The 16,120-nt window shown below is 57.2% G+C and carries 14 protein-coding genes; all 14 read right to left on the bottom strand.

The window, feature by feature from the left end; genetic code table 11:
* Window positions 1-159: 159 nt before the first annotated feature.
* Complete coding sequence (locus MJA45_RS08085; protein WP_407083114.1) at window positions 160-1,326, bottom strand: FtsW/RodA/SpoVE family cell cycle protein; 1,167 nt, start codon at window positions 1,324-1,326, stop codon at window positions 160-162.
* 6 nt (window positions 1,327-1,332) lie between these two features.
* Complete coding sequence (gene minD, locus MJA45_RS08080) at window positions 1,333-2,127, bottom strand: septum site-determining protein MinD (protein ID WP_315606755.1); 795 nt, start codon at window positions 2,125-2,127, stop codon at window positions 1,333-1,335.
* A 74-nt stretch (window positions 2,128-2,201) separates the two neighbouring features.
* Window positions 2,202-2,852 (bottom strand): septum site-determining protein MinC, encoded by a 651-nt coding sequence (gene minC / locus MJA45_RS08075; RefSeq protein ID WP_315606754.1) that lies wholly within the window; start codon window positions 2,850-2,852, stop codon window positions 2,202-2,204.
* A 70-nt stretch (window positions 2,853-2,922) separates the two neighbouring features.
* Window positions 2,923-3,462, bottom strand: coding sequence for a rod shape-determining protein MreD (gene mreD / locus MJA45_RS08070; RefSeq protein ID WP_315606753.1), 540 nt, complete (start codon window positions 3,460-3,462; stop codon window positions 2,923-2,925).
* A 4-nt stretch (window positions 3,463-3,466) separates the two neighbouring features.
* Entirely contained in the window at window positions 3,467-4,312 is an 846-nt protein-coding gene (gene mreC, locus MJA45_RS08065; RefSeq protein ID WP_315606752.1) for a rod shape-determining protein MreC, read from the bottom strand.
* Between the two features lie 38 nt (window positions 4,313-4,350).
* A complete protein-coding gene (locus MJA45_RS08060) occupies window positions 4,351-5,385 on the bottom strand; it encodes a rod shape-determining protein (RefSeq protein WP_315606751.1) in 1,035 nt (344 codons plus the stop codon).
* A 50-nt stretch (window positions 5,386-5,435) separates the two neighbouring features.
* On the bottom strand, window positions 5,436-6,125 hold the full coding sequence (gene radC / locus MJA45_RS08055; RefSeq protein WP_315606750.1) for a RadC family protein: 690 nt from the start codon (window positions 6,123-6,125) through the stop codon (window positions 5,436-5,438).
* Window positions 6,126-6,419: 294 nt separating this feature from the next.
* A complete protein-coding gene (locus MJA45_RS08050) occupies window positions 6,420-7,136 on the bottom strand; it encodes a Maf family protein (protein WP_315606749.1) in 717 nt (238 codons plus the stop codon).
* A gap of 39 nt (window positions 7,137-7,175) precedes the next feature.
* Window positions 7,176-7,418, bottom strand: coding sequence for a DUF4321 domain-containing protein (locus MJA45_RS08045; protein ID WP_315606748.1), 243 nt, complete (start codon window positions 7,416-7,418; stop codon window positions 7,176-7,178).
* Between the two features lie 142 nt (window positions 7,419-7,560).
* Window positions 7,561-8,856: an SPOR domain-containing protein gene (locus MJA45_RS08040; RefSeq protein WP_315606747.1), complete on the bottom strand. Its 1,296-nt coding sequence runs from the start codon at window positions 8,854-8,856 to the stop codon at window positions 7,561-7,563.
* A 119-nt stretch (window positions 8,857-8,975) separates the two neighbouring features.
* Complete coding sequence (locus tag MJA45_RS08035; protein WP_315606746.1) at window positions 8,976-10,232, bottom strand: AGE family epimerase/isomerase; 1,257 nt, start codon at window positions 10,230-10,232, stop codon at window positions 8,976-8,978.
* A 244-nt stretch (window positions 10,233-10,476) separates the two neighbouring features.
* Entirely contained in the window at window positions 10,477-11,856 is a 1,380-nt protein-coding gene (gene murC, locus MJA45_RS08030) for a UDP-N-acetylmuramate--L-alanine ligase (protein ID WP_315606745.1), read from the bottom strand.
* 6 nt (window positions 11,857-11,862) lie between these two features.
* Entirely contained in the window at window positions 11,863-13,236 is a 1,374-nt protein-coding gene (locus MJA45_RS08025) for a bifunctional folylpolyglutamate synthase/dihydrofolate synthase (protein WP_315607963.1), read from the bottom strand.
* Window positions 13,237-13,331: 95 nt separating this feature from the next.
* Complete coding sequence (locus MJA45_RS08020; protein WP_315606744.1) at window positions 13,332-16,001, bottom strand: valine--tRNA ligase; 2,670 nt, start codon at window positions 15,999-16,001, stop codon at window positions 13,332-13,334.
* Window positions 16,002-16,120: the final 119 nt, after the last annotated feature.

Below are 16,120 nucleotides of genomic sequence, written 5' to 3'. Positions count from 1 at the left end.
CTCTCATCTTATGAAATGGGGATAGGGATTTATTCCGTTCGCGCTTGGAGACGGACAACCTACCGGGAATAGACGTTTCTACAAATAAAAAACCTTCCGTCGGCTATGCAACGGAAGGTAGGGGTAAGGAGAGGCAAGAAAGACACTCAGGTTCGGCCGTCACTCCAGTTCGTCCGGCTTCTCCTGGTGAACCCGGATGCTCATGACGAGTCCGATCGCCACCATATTGATCAGCAGGGAGGTCCCCCCGTAGCTGACGAACGGAAGGGTAATGCCGGTAATCGGCATAAGGCCTATGAGCATGCCGACGTTCTCGAAAATCTGGAACACATACAGGGAAACGATTCCCACGATGATGTACGAGCCCCGCAAATCCTCCGTCTCCATCGAGATAATGATCATCCGGTAGATCATGATGAAATACAGGACAAGCAGGATGACGGCGCCCCGGAAGCCGAATTCCTCTCCCACCACGACAAAGATGGCGTCGGAGTAAGCGACGGGAATAAAGTTGCTGTGAACGGAGGTTCCCTTCAGATAGCCGTTCCCGGTCAAGTTCCCGGAGCCGATCGCAATCTTGGAATTTTCGCCCTGGAAGTTGGTGTCCCGGCTGCTCGTTTCCGGGCTCAGGAAGGAGTCGAACCGCTGGACCCAGTGCCCCCCGCCCATCGCCTCCATGACCTTGGAGACTTCATCATGGTAAGAGCTGAACAGAAAGACGAACAATCCGATGCTCCCCGCCACCAGCGTCGTCCCGATCAGCACATGGAGGAATTTGATGTTTCCGATCCAATACATGCCGAGCAGGATGACAATGAAGATAATGGCGTTCCCAAGATCCGGCATGAGGACGACCATCGCGAAAGGAACGGCCACAATGACGCCGATCGGGATAACATCGCGCAGCAGCTCCAGCTTCTCCCCTTCCCGCCGTCCGATGTAAGCGGCTATGGTAATGATGAGGATCAGCTTCACAAGCTCCGCCGGCTGAAAATCCATGTTAAGTCCGGGAATGGTATACCATCCCCGCGCCCCGAAATAGACTTTGCCGAGGGGGGTGTACAGACCGGCGAGAAGAATCAGCCCGATGGCATATAAATAGATGGAGGATTTCAGCAGCCACCGGAAGTTAAACAGCGCCACTCCAAAGAGGGCGACGAATCCGACCGCATAGAATACCAGGTTCTTCTTATGAAAGCCCATATCAGCGTATTTCGAGCTGATCGTAGCGCTGTAAATCAGAAACGTGCTGATTACCATAAACGCTAGGAGGATAAGGACAAGGGACCAGTCAATTCTTTTAAACTTGTTAAATAAGGGAAACATCTTATCCTATCCCATACCAAAAAATTTCTTCATCTTCGCGAACATGCTCGGCTTCTCGTTCAAAGACATGAGAGGAACCGTATCCCCCAGAATCCGTCTCGCGATGTTGCGGTAAGCTACGGCCGCCCGGGACGTCGGATTCATAACCGTCGGTTCGCCCGAATTGGCAGCCTTGATGACGTGCTCGTCATCCGGAACAATGCCCAGGAGATCAATCGCCAGCACCTGGCAAATCTCGTCTATGTCGAGCATTTCGCCCTTCTTTACCATATTCGGGCGGATCCGGTTCACCACAAGGCTGGTCGATTGCATGTTCTCTTTCTCTAAGAGGCCGATGATCCGGTCCGCATCCCGAACGGCGGCGTTCTCTGGAGTGGTCACCACGATGGCTTTGTCCGCGCCGGCTACCGCATTCTTGAATCCCTGCTCGATCCCGGCCGGACAGTCAATTATAACAAAATCAAACTCTTTCTTAAGCTCCAGAACGATTTCCCGCACACTCTCCGGCGAGACGGAATGTTTATCCTTCGTCTGCGCAGCGGGGAGCAGGTACAGCTCATCGAACCGCTTGTCCTTGATTAGAGCCTGCTTCAGACGGCATCGGCCCTCTACCACATCGACCAGATCGTAGATGATGCGGTTCTCCAGGCCCATGACGACATCCAGGTTCCGCAGGCCGATATCGGTATCGACCATGCAGACTTTCTTCCCTTGAAGCGCCAGCGCGGTGCCGATGTTGGCCGATGTCGTGGTTTTTCCCACTCCGCCTTTGCCTGAAGTGATGACAATTGCCTCTCCCATAGGCTCACTCCCTCTCTATTTGTCGATCCGGGCAAGCAGGCTGACAGGCCGGGACCTCTTACGGTTGCTCGGCCCTAAGGCCGGATGCGGTGCAGGTTATGGATCTTGTCGATCTCCATCGCTCCGTCCCGGATATAAGCGAATTCCATAAAGGCCTCTTCCACTCCCCACTCATCCGGCGGACGGCTGATGACATTCGCAATTCTCAGCTGGGTGGGTCTTAAGTGAGAAGCACCGATGATGGCATCCTCCTTGCCTTCCATTCCGGCGTGAGCCATCCCGCGCAGCGACCCCATAATGATAATATCACCGGACGCGAGAATCGATCCTCCCGGGTTAACATCTCCGAGCAGCATCAGGTTACCTTCAAAGGATACGGTCTGGCCGGAACGAACCATTCCCCGGATCACCTTGAACTCCTCGAGTCCTGGAATAATCTCATCCGTTACAGCCTGCTCCGTTTCGATCGACTGGACGAGAAGGTTGCCCCTCTTCCCGATCAATTCCCGGATCTGCTCTTTCTCCGCCTCGTTCAGAACCCGCTCTCCCAGCTTGACCTGAACGTAAATTTGAGGACCGGACAAAATCTTGTTGTGGGTTCCGGTCAGCTTCTCTTCGAGCTCCGCCAGCAGGTCGGTGTAGCGGCAGGTGTCATCCAGGACGAACAGCAGGCCTTCCTTGACTCCTTTTATATTCACATGCTGTTTCTTGGCTGGTGCCGTCATAAATGGGTATACCTCCTGGCCAAGAATAACGGCCGTCCGTCCTCGGCGGACGGGGATGATGGAATGGGCTTTACACGTCGCCGTTGTAATCCTCCGTCCGGACGCCCGCTTTCACTTTCTCGAGTAGCCTCCGCATCGGGACATAAATGACGAGGGCAAACAGCAAATTGATCAGAATGCTCGGCAGCATCTGGTACAGGAAGATGCGGTTGACGTCGGTGTGGATCACCTGAAATACACGGTAAATGCCGTAGATGAGCCACTCAAAGGCGAAGTTGCCGACCGTCACCAGAAACATGCTCGTCAAAATGCTGCTGTAGGAACGGAAGGAAATGAGACCCGCGGCGTACCCCAATAGCCCCATGCATAAGCAGTAAGGTCCGATCATCGGTCCGTAATAAACGATGTCATGAAGAAGGCCGAAACCGGCCCCGTAAAGTAGCGCGGTATGCCGGTTGACATAGATGCCTATTAGAAGAACCGCCGTCAGAAGCAGGTGAGGAGCGACGATTACGTTCTCCTGCCATTCCGGCGGTATGATCCATTTAAGCCAAGTGCCTTCTATAAGAAATAAGACGAATAGAACCAGGGTTAATCGGTTGCGGTTCATAGGCTCACCTCATGTCCGGGACTTCGACGACAAGCACTTCCCGCAGGTGAGTGAACTTGGCGGCAGGCTCCACCGTCGCCATATAATTCAGACCGAAACGGTCGACTTCCTTCGTCAGCACCTTGCCGATGACGATGCCTTTCGGGAAGATTTCCCCGAGTCCCGAGGTAATGACGACATCATTCGGAGCCAGCTCGTCCGTCTGGGGAATTTTGGTCATCACCAAAGCCTGCTTGTCGATATCGTAGCTCACGATGCCAAAGGAGGAATCCTCCTTGCCCTTGATGGTGGCGGAGATTCCTTTGGCCGCGGCGTCGGAATCATTGCCGGTCAGCAGCTGCACCTTCGAATGGAAATCCGTTACATGGGAGATCCGGCCGATCAGCCCGTCGACCGACATCACCGCCATATTCGGCTTAATGCCGTCCCGGGTGCCGAGGTTAATTGTGATCGTACTGCTGTAGGTGTCGGGACTGTAGGCTACCACCTCAGCCACATGATAAATATAATTATTGGCGGCTTTCTGTTGCTCCGTAAAGCCTAGTAAATCCTTCAGCCTCTTGTTCTGGGCTTCCAGGTCGTTCAGCCGCATCGTATCCCGGGCATACTGGGACAGCGTCATCCGCAGGGCTTTGTTCTCCTGGTAAAGCACCCGCAATTCCCCGATATCCTCAAAGACTCCCGCGATGAAGCTGGCCGGCTTGTTGAACAAGCCCTGCGTCCACGAGACGGTATCCGTAATGATTCTTTCCGGATAGGTGAGTTTCTCCCTCGTCCTCAAGGTCAACCCGAACAGAGTCATAAAGAATATCAAGGAAAGCATCAGCACAAGCATCTTTTTATTCCCCATAAGCTTGAACAAGACGGCACACCTTCTATAATTCGTTTTTAACGCTTGGATCTGCCGGAAGAGCCGCTTCTTACTTTAAAGAGATGAATGTTGTCGAGGGCTCGTCCGGTTCCGATGGCCACGCAGTCAAGCGGATTCTCGGCCACCATGACCGGCATTCCCGTCTCCCGGGAAAGAAGCTTGTCCAGGTTGCGCAGAAGTCCACCGCCGCCGGTGAGCACGATGCCGCGGTCCATGATGTCGGCGGCAAGCTCCGGAGGACATTTCTCCAGCGTAATTTTGACAGCGTCCACAATGCTGTTGACCGTATCGGCCAAAGCTTCCGTTACTTCGTCCGATGTAACCGTCATGGTCTTCGGCAGTCCGCTGACCAGGTCGCGGCCGCGGATTTCCATCGTCTCGCCCTTCTCCATGGGCAGTGCGGAGCCGATCTCGATCTTGAGCTGCTCGGCCGTACGCTCCCCGATCATGAGGTTGTACATGCGCTTGATGTATTGGGTAATCGCCTCGTCCATTTCGTCTCCCGCGATCCGGATCGAGCGGCTGGTGACAATGCCTCCGAGGGAGATGACGGCTACCTCCGTCGTGCCCCCTCCGATGTCGACCACCATGCTGCCCGTCGGCTCCCATACCGGAAGGTCCGCTCCGATAGCGGCGGCAAAAGGCTCTTCGATCGTATACGCTTCGCGGGCCCCCGCCTGCTTGGTGGCATCCTCTACCGCCCGCTTCTCCACAGCCGTAATGCCGGAAGGAACACAGACCATAACATTGGGATGACGCTGGAACAACACCCGTTGCTTTTGGGCTTGACGCAGAAAATACTTGATCATCGTGGCGGTCGTTTCGAAGTCGGCGATGACGCCGTCCTTCATAGGGCGAACCGCGCGGATGTTGCCGGGGGTCCGGCCGATCATCTTCTTGGCGGCTTCTCCCACCGCCTCGATCGTTTTCGTATCCGTCCGAAGGGCGACCACGGAAGGCTCCCTCACCACGATTCCTTTGCCTTTAACGTATACAAGGGTATTCGCCGTACCCAAATCGATCCCAAGATCCTTAGTAAATCCACCGAACATAACTAATTTGGCTCCCTTCAATGGCAGCGCGCAGCTGCCATCCCATTATATTACATGTGTCCTTTTTCCTTCAAACTCACAAAGCCCGTATCCGCAATGATGATGTGATCGAGCACTTCGATTCCTACGATTTGGCCCGCCTCTACCAGACGGGCGGTGATTTCGATGTCCTCCGGACTTGGCGTAGGATCCCCGCTCGGATGGTTATGTACGCAGATCAGGGAGGCGCTGCTGCATTTCATGGCAGCACGAAACACTTCCCGCGGATGGACGATGGAAGCGTTCAAGCTTCCCATGGACAGCGTTTCCTGGGCGATGACGTGATTTTTGGTATTCAGAAACAGGCACACAAAATGCTCCTTCTGAAGGTATCGCAAATCCTCCATAAGGAGCGCGGCGGCATCCCGGGGAGAACGAATGGTTATTTTATCATGCAGGGACGCCCGTGACAAACGACGCCCGAGTTCAATGCCTGCGCGGATCTGGAGGGCTTTGGCCTCTCCTATTCCTTTAACCCGCGTAAGCTCGTCGACGCTCATATCTACCAAATTACGAAGCGAACCGGATTCCTTCAGAACCCGCTCCGCCAGCCGGACAGCCGATTCGGCTACCGTCCCCGTACGGATTAGAATGGCGAGCAGTTCCGCGTTGCTTAATGCTTGAGCCCCAAAATGCAGCATGCGTTCTCTAGGTCGTTCTTCATTGGGAACATCGCGCAAAGTGATGCCTGGCGACTCCATCCATTCCCCTCTTTCTTGCAAAATTCTATGTAATTCGATGCAAGGGCACGAATCCATTTTATTATTATACCATGTTCTGCCTGACTGACAAACCGCCTATTTTTTCCGAAAAAATAAGGATAAGCTGGAAAAACCAACCTAAACACCGGTAGTCAGCCGCCCCGGAAATCTTCCATCTTTCGACAAAGAGGAAGCGGCCCGAAAGGCCTCGGGCATGAAAAGAGGGTCCCTGCATGAGGCAGGTCCCCTGCTTGCCGGATATAGAAGGTTCCTTCCTTCCAGACCGGAAGGAAGCTAAACGCGGCCCTCCGGCTGCCTAAAAGGGCTGATTCCAAACTCTAGAAGCATGGAATACAGGAGGTTCATCGGAAGGCCCATGACGGAGTAGAAGTCTCCGTCGATTCTCTCGACGAACAGCGAACCCAAGCCCTGCACGCCGTAGGAGCCGGCCTTGTCCATGGGCTCCCCCGTCGCGATGTACGCGCGGATCTCGTCGGGACTCATGGGACGGAAGGTCACCTTGCTGACCGAGTGGCCCACGGCGGCACTGGGCTTCTCTGTCTCGGCTCCGTGCCGGAGGCGGTAGCTCATGGACGGTCCGACGGAACGGGCCGCGGCAGCGGACTCCTGAGCCTGCTCCGGTTCACCGGCCGCCAGGCAGGCGACTCCGCTGAATACCTCGTGCGTGGAGCCCTGAAGACGGGTCAGCGTCATGAAGGCGTCCTCCCGGTCCCGTGGCTTGCCGAGCACCTCTCCGTCCAGTACCACCACCGTGTCGGATCCGATAATCACGCCTCCCTGCAGGTCGCGTTCCTTTCGGATTAGCTCGTGTACGGTTTCGGCCTTGCGGAGCGCCAGGGTCTCTACGATCTGCGCCGGAGAAAGCCCCGGCTCGACGGTTTCGTCGGCATCGCTTACCCGGATGACGTAAGGAAGGCCAAGCGTCCGGATCAGCTCCTGCCTTCGCGGAGAGGAGGAGGCCAGAATAAGCGGATGAGCGTTCGGTGACATGGGAGGCTCCTTTCGACAGCAAAGATGTCGGATTTCTTCTTAGAGCTTGCGGTAAATCCAAAAGGCGGCCACAATCCCCAGAATGCTGATCAGGTTGAGACGGATTTGGAGCGCAAGCGAATACTTGATAATGTGGAGATCGGCCCGGGGCTCCCAGGAAATCTCAGCCGATTTGGTCAGAAAAGACAGGGCCTTGACCGGCTCCAGCAGCTGGGAAACAATAGCTCCGGTGATGAGCCCGATGACGATAAAGATGATTAACGTAAACGCATTTTTTTTCATAGAATCCCTTACCTTATGTAGGATGAGTAAGAGGCCGAAAGCCTATCCCCCATTATACGGTCTTGTCCGGAGAGATACAATCGCATCACCAAAAACCGCCGGAGCTTGATCCCCGGCGGCTATCCTTCAGCTAACGAACGTTCTAGGAGGCCCCGATAATCCGGAGCAGCTCCTTCTCGGCCAATACGAACTGCATGAGATTTGTCTGCGCATTCCAAAGCGTAGCCGTGGCCGGAGCCTCCTTGTACTTGTCGAGCGACAGCTTCGCCGTGTTCATGGCGTTGTTCATCTTTTGGAGAGCGGTTTTGGCTTCGGCGGTAGCGCCGGAGGCGACCTCCGCCTGACCGGCCGTCCATTGGTCGTGGGCCTTCTTGACGGCCGTCATCGTAGCCTCGTCAAGCGGCGTCGGCTTGGCTTCCTCGAGATGAACGAGGGTCAGCCCGCTGATCATGCGGAGAAGCTGATCGGATTGGGACAGGTAGGTTTGAAGAGCCTCCGCTTTGCCGTTCCAGCGGATTTGGGAAGCCCCCGCCACCGAGACCGTTTTGGCGTAGACTTCGATCTTCTTGTCGATCAGGCTGGCGGTGACGGCTTTGGCGTCTTCCTTGCTTGCGGCAATGCCGGAGTAGACGAAGACAGTATCCCCCGGCTCCGTAACCGCCGCTACGCCCTTCTTGCGGAGCTCAGCCGCCTGGGCTTCCGCTGCCTGGGCCGTGCCGAAGCCGCCGGTCTGCAGGAACGTGTAGGTACGGGCCGGGATCGAGGCCGCTGTTCCGGCGGCCGCCTGGGCTGAAGCCGGTACGGAAGCGGCATCCGGCTTGGTGCCGCCCGCCGTCTGCGGGTCCGCCGTGCCGTTCTTGCCGGCGGATACGGCAGACTTGGAGCCTCCGCCGCCCGTTACGGACGGCAGCTCCTTGGAACCGGAATCGTCCGAGAACAGCGACAGGACGAAGAAGCCGAGGAGGGCACCTGTGGCCACCGCCCCCGTCACGGAAGCCGCCACCTTGATCCAGGGGGTTTTGGAATACCGGACGGTCCGGACCGTGCTCGGGATATACCCCCTCTCCCGAACCGTCCGGGGCGTTTCCTCCTGGTACGGTTCGTACCGGTCGTCCTCCACATACCCCGTCTCCGGGTGATGCGGCGGCTCCCATTCCTCCAGGTCCGTCGCGGAGGCTTCCCGGGACGGACGGACCACCTCCGGATGCTTATCCTGGCTGTGCCGGATGAGCTGTTCGATGCGGCGTGTTTCGGCGTCGAAGGGGCTGCTCCACGCCCCGTAGTCATTCGTATATTCGTTCAACGGCTGGGGATCCCCCACCACCCGAAATTCCTCTTCAGAAAGAGGGATGACCTTCTTCTCCCCCCCGGGAGGCTGGGTTCCTTTTCTCGGGTCAGGCTGGCGGTCCAGACGGTAAGTCAGCCGGGCTTTGTTCATTGGTTATCGCTCCCCTTGTCCATCGGTTATACTGCTATCCTATGAGACAAGAAGGGCATTTATGTTTCGTTCTAGCGGCCTTGCGGCGCATGGGCGAATACCTGCTAGGAGTCACCTTATTACGTGGCGGTCCGTTCGATCAGCAGCAGAAGATTACGGATGATATGATAAGGATCCTTCACCGGCAGCGCGACGACACGTTCGACCGGTTCCCCCGTCCGGGTACGGATCTGGATCCATTCCCTGCCCTTATCGGCCGGAAATGTTTGGAAGGTGTAAGCATGGACCAAGTCATACCATTCCAGAAAGCCGGTGTCATCCGTCAGCTGATAAGCGAGCCGGCAGGCATAGAGGGCTTCCGAGTGAGGCCACCACAGCTTCATGTCCCATGTCTCCCGGATCAGCGCCTCGAAACGCTCCGCTCCCGGATGCGGGTCGCCAGCAGGCACCCCTCCGTCCAAATCGACGTAACGGAGGAGTCCCCCGTGCTCCCGGTCCCAGCCCATCGAGAGTGCTTTTTTCAGCGCGGCGGAGCAGGCTTCGATCATCTCTTGGTCGCCGGCTTTCTCGGCCTCCGTCAGGACGAACCACAGGCTTTCAACGCTGTGGCCCGGATTCAGGTGGCGCAGCAGCAGGGTCCGGGGGGCGTCCTCGGGCCGTCCGGCGGGGATGACTTCCCGGATTCGGCAGGAGGAGTCGGTGAATAGGCTAACGATGCGCCGCGCATACTCCAGAGCCCTTCCTCGGTAGGCCTCCGCTTCCTCCATCCGCCCCAAGCCCTCCGCCGCATCGGCCAATGCCTGGCAGGAGTTGAGCAGAATCATGGCGTAGCCGTGCGCCTCGCATCCCGCAGGAATCGGATACGGCTCGCTTCGTGCCGTTTCCGCTCGAACACGCCGCTCCACATGCTCGAACAGGCTTACCGCCTTCCGATAGGCCTCTTCCTGCCCGGTTGCCCGGGCGTACTCCGCGTTTCCCATCACCACGAAGCAGTCGGCATAGAAGCTTATGTCCTGCCCCTCTCCCGGGATGCTCTCAAGCGGCTCGCCCTCCTCCGTCAGGAGAAAACGGCAGCTTCCGTCCGGCAAATACACATGGCGGTCGATGAACTCATAGGTCCGTTTTGCCTCGCGGAAATAAGTTTCCTCCTCTTCGTTCAGAACGCCCCGGCGGCACAAATCACCGATGCGCGACCAGATCCAGAGAAACCGCCCCTGTGACCAGGTAAATTTATCCCGGTGGAGGAGTGCCTCTCCCCGGTTATCAAAGCCGGTGAAGACCCCGCCGTACTTAGGGTCGACGGCTTTTTTCCAGAAAGGGAGAAGCTGTTCTGTCAGATGACGGATATAGAAGGAATGAAGATCGGTTGGGTTCATAAAAGACCGTCCTTTCTGGATAGGCGGCAGCCAAGACAAAAAGCCTCGGGTAAGAGCTTCTTGTCTTACGCTACCATACCATTTCTTCCTTCCTACTTTCCATTTTAGATTGGCGCCGTTTCCTGTCTAGAGCATTTCTGTGCGATGAACCGGACTTTCGTGACTTTTTCGGAGAATTTGGATGAAAAAAGAAGCCTCGCGGCTTCTTTTCAAAAACATTCATAAAACGGAACGATCCGTTTTCTTACTTAGAGGCTTGGCGAAGAGCCTTCGCCAGCCCGTCCGCGGCTTTCCATATGTCGCCCGCTCCCATCGTAATGACGAGGTCGCCGGATTTCACTTCCCCTTTCAGCGTCTCGAGCACCTCTTCCTTCGTCGGAATGTAACGAACGCTCGGGTTGCTGTTCTGCCGGATCAGGTCCACCAGCTTCGCGGAGGTAATTCCCTCGATCTGCTTCTCCCCTGCCGGGCTGTAAATATCGGTGATGATGACCTCGTCGGCCTCTCCGAACGCGCGGCTGAACTGTTCGAACAGGAAGTAGGTTCGCGTATAACGCTGCGGCTGGAACACAGCCACGATCCGCTTGCCGGTTGCCTTGGCCGCGCTGATGGTCGCCTGAATCTCGGTTGGGTGATGGGCATAATCGTCGATGACCAGAATGCCGTCCGTCTCCCCCAGCACCTGGAAGCGGCGCTTCGCTCCGCTGAAATCGGTAATCGCCCCCGCCGCCTTCTCAAAGGTCAAGCCGGCTTCCAGGCAGGCGATGATGGTGGCCAGCGCATTGTAAACGTTGTGCTTTCCGGGCACGGACAAGGTCACCGTTCCCAGCCGGGAACCGCGGTAGTCCACATCGAAGGATACCTTCCGGTCCCCCAGCTGAACGTTGGCAGCCGTATAATCGGCGTCAGCCTCCATACCGAAGGTGATGACCTCGCTCTTGATCGCGGGGATCATCTCCTGCAGGTAAGGATCGTCGCTGCAGACGATCGCCTTTCCGCCTTCCTGCACCTGGCTCAGAAACTGGGCGTAGGCGCCCTTCAGCTTGTTGAAATCACCGTCATAATTCTCCAGATGGTCCGCTTCGATATTCGTCACCACGGAGAGATACGGGTGATACTGCAGGAACGAGCCGTCGCTTTCGTCCGCCTCGGCAATGACGTAATCGCCTTTGCCCGCCTTGGCGTTGCTGCCCAGGTTCATGATCTCGCCGCCGATGATGTAGGTCGGGTCCGTTCCGCACTCTTCCATCACCAGGGCGATCATCGAGGACGTCGTCGTCTTGCCGTGGGCGCCGGCGACCGCAATGCCCTTGCGCTCGTTCATGAGCCGGGCGAGCATCTGGGAGCGGTGAAGGATCGGGATGTTCAACTCCTCCGCCTTCACTCTCTCCACATTGTCCCGGGATGCTGCGGTGGAGTACACTACGAGGTCCGCTCCTTGCACATGGTCCGCCTCATGCCCGATGAAGACCTGGGCGCCCTTCGCGGCCAGCTTCTCGGTCAGCTCCTGCTGGGCGAGATCGGAGCCGGATACCCGGTATCCCATCTCCAGCATAACCTTGGCAATGGCACTCATTCCATAACCGCCGATGCCGATAAAATGCACGTGTTCTGTCGTAGTCAAGTCTGCTCACCAACCTTTTTCGGAATCGGACTGATACAAAATCCACGATCGGACATCGGAGATTAAATAGAGCGTGCCGGATACCACGGCCAGATCCTCGGGCCCGGTCAGCCCGCCTAAGAGCTTAAGCGCCTTCTTCCAGTCGGGCTCCACGAAGATCTCCACCCGGTCGTTCAGCTGGCTTCGCAGCTGCTCCACCTGCTCCGCCAGCTTGGCGGCCGGAAGGCCTTTGTGGAAGTCGGGTTCCGTAATCACGAGCGTATTCACCAATGGCAGGATATGCGTCAGGAAGCCCGAATGATCTTTCGTGGAAAGCATCCCGATCATGAGGCGAAGCCGGTCGTACCGATAGGTCTCCTTCAGCGCCGCCGCCAGGGTGGCTGCGCCTTCCGGATTGTGGGCGCCGTCGAGCAGAATCCTCGGCTGGTCCGAGATCATCTCCAGCCGGCCGGGCCAGTGGGTTTCATACAGCCCCTGCGTCAGCGCCTCATCCTCAAGGAGTAAGGCGTAATACTGGCGAAGCACCTCCAGCGTCATGACCGCCACTGCGGCATTCTCCATCTGGTGATGGCCGTTCATGGAGATCGGAAGGTCCGCTATCTGCCGGAAGGGACCGCTGAAATGAAACACCTGCTTGTTCAGCTCGGAGGACACCGTCTCATAGGAGTACTCCCGGTTCATAAGATAGAGGGTAGCCTTCTTCTCCCGGGCCGTGCGTTCGATCACTTCCTTCACCTCGGGCTGGTCCACCGCGCTGATGACGGGAACCCCCGCCTTGATGATCCCCGCCTTCGCTTTCGCTACCTTGACGAGCGAATCGCCGAGGATATCCATATGGTCGTGCCCCACGTTCGTGATAACCGTAACCACCGGGCTGACGATATTCGTGGAGTCGAATTCCCCGCCGAGCCCCGTTTCCCATACGACATAATCCGGATACGTCATCTTGGCAAAATAAAGGATGGCGAGCGCCGTGCAGATCTCAAACATCGTCGGAGCCCCGAGCTCGGTTGCCTCGATCTCATCGGCCAGCGGCTTAAGCCGGTTGGCCAGCTCGAGCAGCTGCTCCTCTTCGATATCCTTTCCGTTAAAGCGCAGCCGGTTGGTAAACTTCTCCAAGTAAGGAGAGGTGAACGTCCCCACGTCATACCCGCTTTTCTGAAGAACGCTCGTCAAGTAAGCGCAGGTCGAGCCTTTCCCGTTCGTTCCGGCCACATGAATAAACTTAAGCCTCCGTTCAGGGTGCTCCAGAAGTTCCATGAAGCGTTGCATCCGCTTCAAGCCGGGCTTGATCCCGTGAACGGGAGCCCTCCGTGTAATCCAGTCCACCGCTTCGGCATAACTGCCGAAGGCGGGGACAGATGTGTCGCTAGTCTTCATCATTCCAACTCATCCTTTTACTAATATATGAAAAGACGCCCCGGAATTGTCAGGGAATTTGACCAATTGTCACAGGACGCCTACGATTCATTCAACTATTCTTGGAGCTCGGCCAGCCGTGCGGTCACCTTAGCCCGCTTATCCGCATAATCGGCCAGCTTCGCCTTCTCTTCCTCGATTACCTTGGCTGGCGCCTTCGCCACGAAGCCCTCGTTGGACAGCTTCTTCTCGATGCGCTCCACCTCGCCGTGCAGCGTCTTCAGCTCTTTCTCAAGACGCGCGATTTCCTGCGAGATATCGATCAGCCCGGCAAGCGGCAGGTAGAGCTCGGCGCCCGTCACGAGGGCGGTCATTGCCTTGTCCGGTGCCGCGAGGTCTCCGCGGATCTCGAGCAGAGAGGTGCTGCAGAAGCGGCGCAGGTACTCTTCGTTACGGGAGAGGATACCCTGGTATTCCTCGTTCGCCGGCTTCACCAAGAGCTCGATCTTCTTGCTCATCGGCACGTTCACTTCGGCGCGGATATTGCGCACCGAACGGATGATGTCCATGAGGAGCTCCATCTCCCGTACGGCTTCCGGAGCTTCGAATCCGGCCTCGTAAACCGGCCAGGAAGCGAGCGTGATCGTCTCGCCTTCATGCGGCAGGTGCTGCCAGATCTCCTCGCTGATGTACGGCATGAACGGATGCAAGAGGCGCTGGGTCCGGTCAAGCACATAGGCAAGCACCGAGCGGGTGCTTTTCTTTGCCGCCTCGTCCGTTCCGTAAAGAGACAGCTTGCTGAACTCGATATACCAGTCGCACAGATCGTCCCAGATGAAATTATACAGCAGACGGCCCGTTTCCCCAAATTCATACGATTCGTTCAAGCGGGTGACATCGCGTACCGTTTCGTTCAGGCGGTGAAGAATCCAGCGGTCGGCGGTGCCGAGCTCTCCGGACAGGTCGATATCGGCTGCGGTCATGCCTTCCAGGTTCATGAGGGCGAAGCGGGACGCATTCCAGATCTTGTTGGCAAAATTCCGCGCCTGCTCGACCTTCTCCCAGCGGAAGCGGAGATCCTGTCCCGGCGTGCTGCCCGTGGAGATCATGAAGCGCATCGCGTCGGCGCCGTACTTCTCGATCACCTCAAGAGGATCGACTCCGTTGCCTAGCGACTTCGACATTTTGCGGCCTTCGGCATCCCGCACGAGGCCGTGCATGAGAACATCCTTGAACGGGATCTCCCCTGTGAATTCGAGAGCCGTAAAGATCATACGGGCCACCCAGAAATAGATGATGTCATAGCCCGTTACGAGAACATCGGTCGGATAGAACCGCTTGAGGTCCTCCGTCTGCTCCGGCCAGCCAAGCGTCGAGAACGGCCACAGCGCCGAGCTGAACCACGTGTCGAGCACGTCATTGTCCTGCTTCAGCTTGCTGCTGCCGCAATGGGAGCAGGCTTCCGCTTCTGTGCGGGACACTTGAACCTCACCGCAGTCCTCGCAGTACCACGCGGGAATCCGGTGGCCCCACCAAAGCTGGCGGGAGATACACCAGTCTCGCACGTTCTCGATCCAGTTGAGGTACGTCCGCTCGAAGCGCTCCGGTACGAAGTTGACGCCCTTGCCCGCCTTCTGGGCGGAGATGGCGGCTTCGGCGAGCGGCTTCATCTTCACGAACCACTGCGTGGACAGATACGGCTCCACCACGGCTCCGCTCCGCTCGCTGTGCCCGACCTGGTGAACATGCTCTTCGATCTTCACGAGCACGCCGAGCTCCTTCATGTCCGCCACAATCTGCTTGCGGCATTCGAAGCGGTCGAGCCCTTGGTACTTGCCGGCGTTCGCATTCATCGTCCCCGTCTCGTCCATGACAAGAACCTGTGGAAGATCATGCCGCTTGCCGACCTCGAAATCGTTCGGGTCGTGGGCCGGGGTGATTTTGACCGCACCGCTTCCGAACTCCTTCTCGACATACTCGTCGGCCACCACCGGAATCTCCCGGCCGATGATCGGCAGCACGAGCATTTTGCCCACCATGTCCTTGTACCGCTCGTCCTCCGGATGAACCGCTACGGCCGTATCCCCGAGCATCGTCTCCGGACGGGTTGTCGCCACCGTAATCGAACCGCTGCCGTCCTTAAGAGGATACACGAGGTGGTACAGGTTGCCCTGAACCTCTTTGTACTCGACCTCAATGTCCGACAGCGCCGTACGGGCGGCCGGGTCCCAGTTGATGATATACTTGCCGCGGTAAATCAAGCCTTTCTCGTAGAGACGGACGAATACTTCCCGAACCGCATCCGACAGCCCGGCATCCAAGGTAAAGCGCTCGCGGGTATAATCGAGGGACAGGCCCATCTTGCCCCACTGCTCGCGGATTCGATTCGCGTACAGCTCCTTCCACTCCCATACCTTCTCGAGAAACTTCTCGCGGCCCAGGTCGTGGCGGCTGATTCCTTCCTTGCGGAGGTTCGTTTCCACCACCGCCTGGGTGGCGATTCCCGCGTGGTCCGACCCCGGCAGCCACAGCGTGTCGAAGCCCTGCATCCGCTTCATGCGGATAATGATGTCCTGCAGCGTAAAATCGAGCGCATGCCCGATATGCAGCATCCCCGTGACGTTAGGGGGCGGGATGACGATCGTAAACTTCTCGGCATCGGGTCTTGTTCCCGCCGCGAAGTAATTTCCTTTCAGCCAGTACTCGTACCATTTGGACTCCGCGTTTTTCGGATCGTACTGGGTCGGCATTTCGTTCTGCGTTTTCGTTTCGTTAGCTTCCGCCATGGGTAACCCTCCAAGATATGAAAATAAAAAAGCCTTCCGCCCGCAAAGGACGAAAGGCTTAAGCTTCCGTGGTACCACCTTCATTCCGCACCCATGAAAAGGGCACGGCTCTCAAACAG

Source organism: Paenibacillus aurantius (assembly GCF_032268605.1).
Classification (GTDB): domain Bacteria; phylum Bacillota; class Bacilli; order Paenibacillales; family NBRC-103111; genus Paenibacillus_AO; species Paenibacillus_AO aurantius.
Note: the sequence above shows the minus strand (reverse complement) of the source record. Positions and strands in the feature narration are given on the sequence as shown.

Excerpts from the sequence above, each read along its gene's own strand:
- MJA45_RS08060 (WP_315606751.1), bottom strand. The coding sequence starts at position 5,385 with ATGTTCGGTGGATTTACTAAGGATCTTGGGATCGATTTGGGTACGGCG.
- MJA45_RS08025 (WP_315607963.1), bottom strand. The coding sequence starts at position 13,236 with ATGAAGACTAGCGACACATCTGTCCCCGCCTTCGGCAGTTATGCCGAA.
- radC (WP_315606750.1), bottom strand. The coding sequence starts at position 6,125 with ATGGAGTCGCCAGGCATCACTTTGCGCGATGTTCCCAATGAAGAACGA.
- minD (WP_315606755.1), bottom strand. The coding sequence starts at position 2,127 with ATGGGAGAGGCAATTGTCATCACTTCAGGCAAAGGCGGAGTGGGAAAA.
- mreC (WP_315606752.1), bottom strand. The coding sequence starts at position 4,312 with ATGGGGAATAAAAAGATGCTTGTGCTGATGCTTTCCTTGATATTCTTT.
- MJA45_RS08040 (WP_315606747.1), bottom strand. The coding sequence starts at position 8,856 with ATGAACAAAGCCCGGCTGACTTACCGTCTGGACCGCCAGCCTGACCCG.
- MJA45_RS08085 (WP_407083114.1), bottom strand. The coding sequence starts at position 1,326 with ATGTTTCCCTTATTTAACAAGTTTAAAAGAATTGACTGGTCCCTTGTC.
- MJA45_RS08020 (WP_315606744.1), bottom strand. The coding sequence starts at position 16,001 with ATGGCGGAAGCTAACGAAACGAAAACGCAGAACGAAATGCCGACCCAG.
- minC (WP_315606754.1), bottom strand. The coding sequence starts at position 2,852 with ATGACGGCACCAGCCAAGAAACAGCATGTGAATATAAAAGGAGTCAAG.
- MJA45_RS08050 (WP_315606749.1), bottom strand. The coding sequence starts at position 7,136 with ATGTCACCGAACGCTCATCCGCTTATTCTGGCCTCCTCCTCTCCGCGA.
- MJA45_RS08045 (WP_315606748.1), bottom strand. The coding sequence starts at position 7,418 with ATGAAAAAAAATGCGTTTACGTTAATCATCTTTATCGTCATCGGGCTC.
- MJA45_RS08035 (WP_315606746.1), bottom strand. The coding sequence starts at position 10,232 with ATGAACCCAACCGATCTTCATTCCTTCTATATCCGTCATCTGACAGAA.
- mreD (WP_315606753.1), bottom strand. The coding sequence starts at position 3,462 with ATGAACCGCAACCGATTAACCCTGGTTCTATTCGTCTTATTTCTTATA.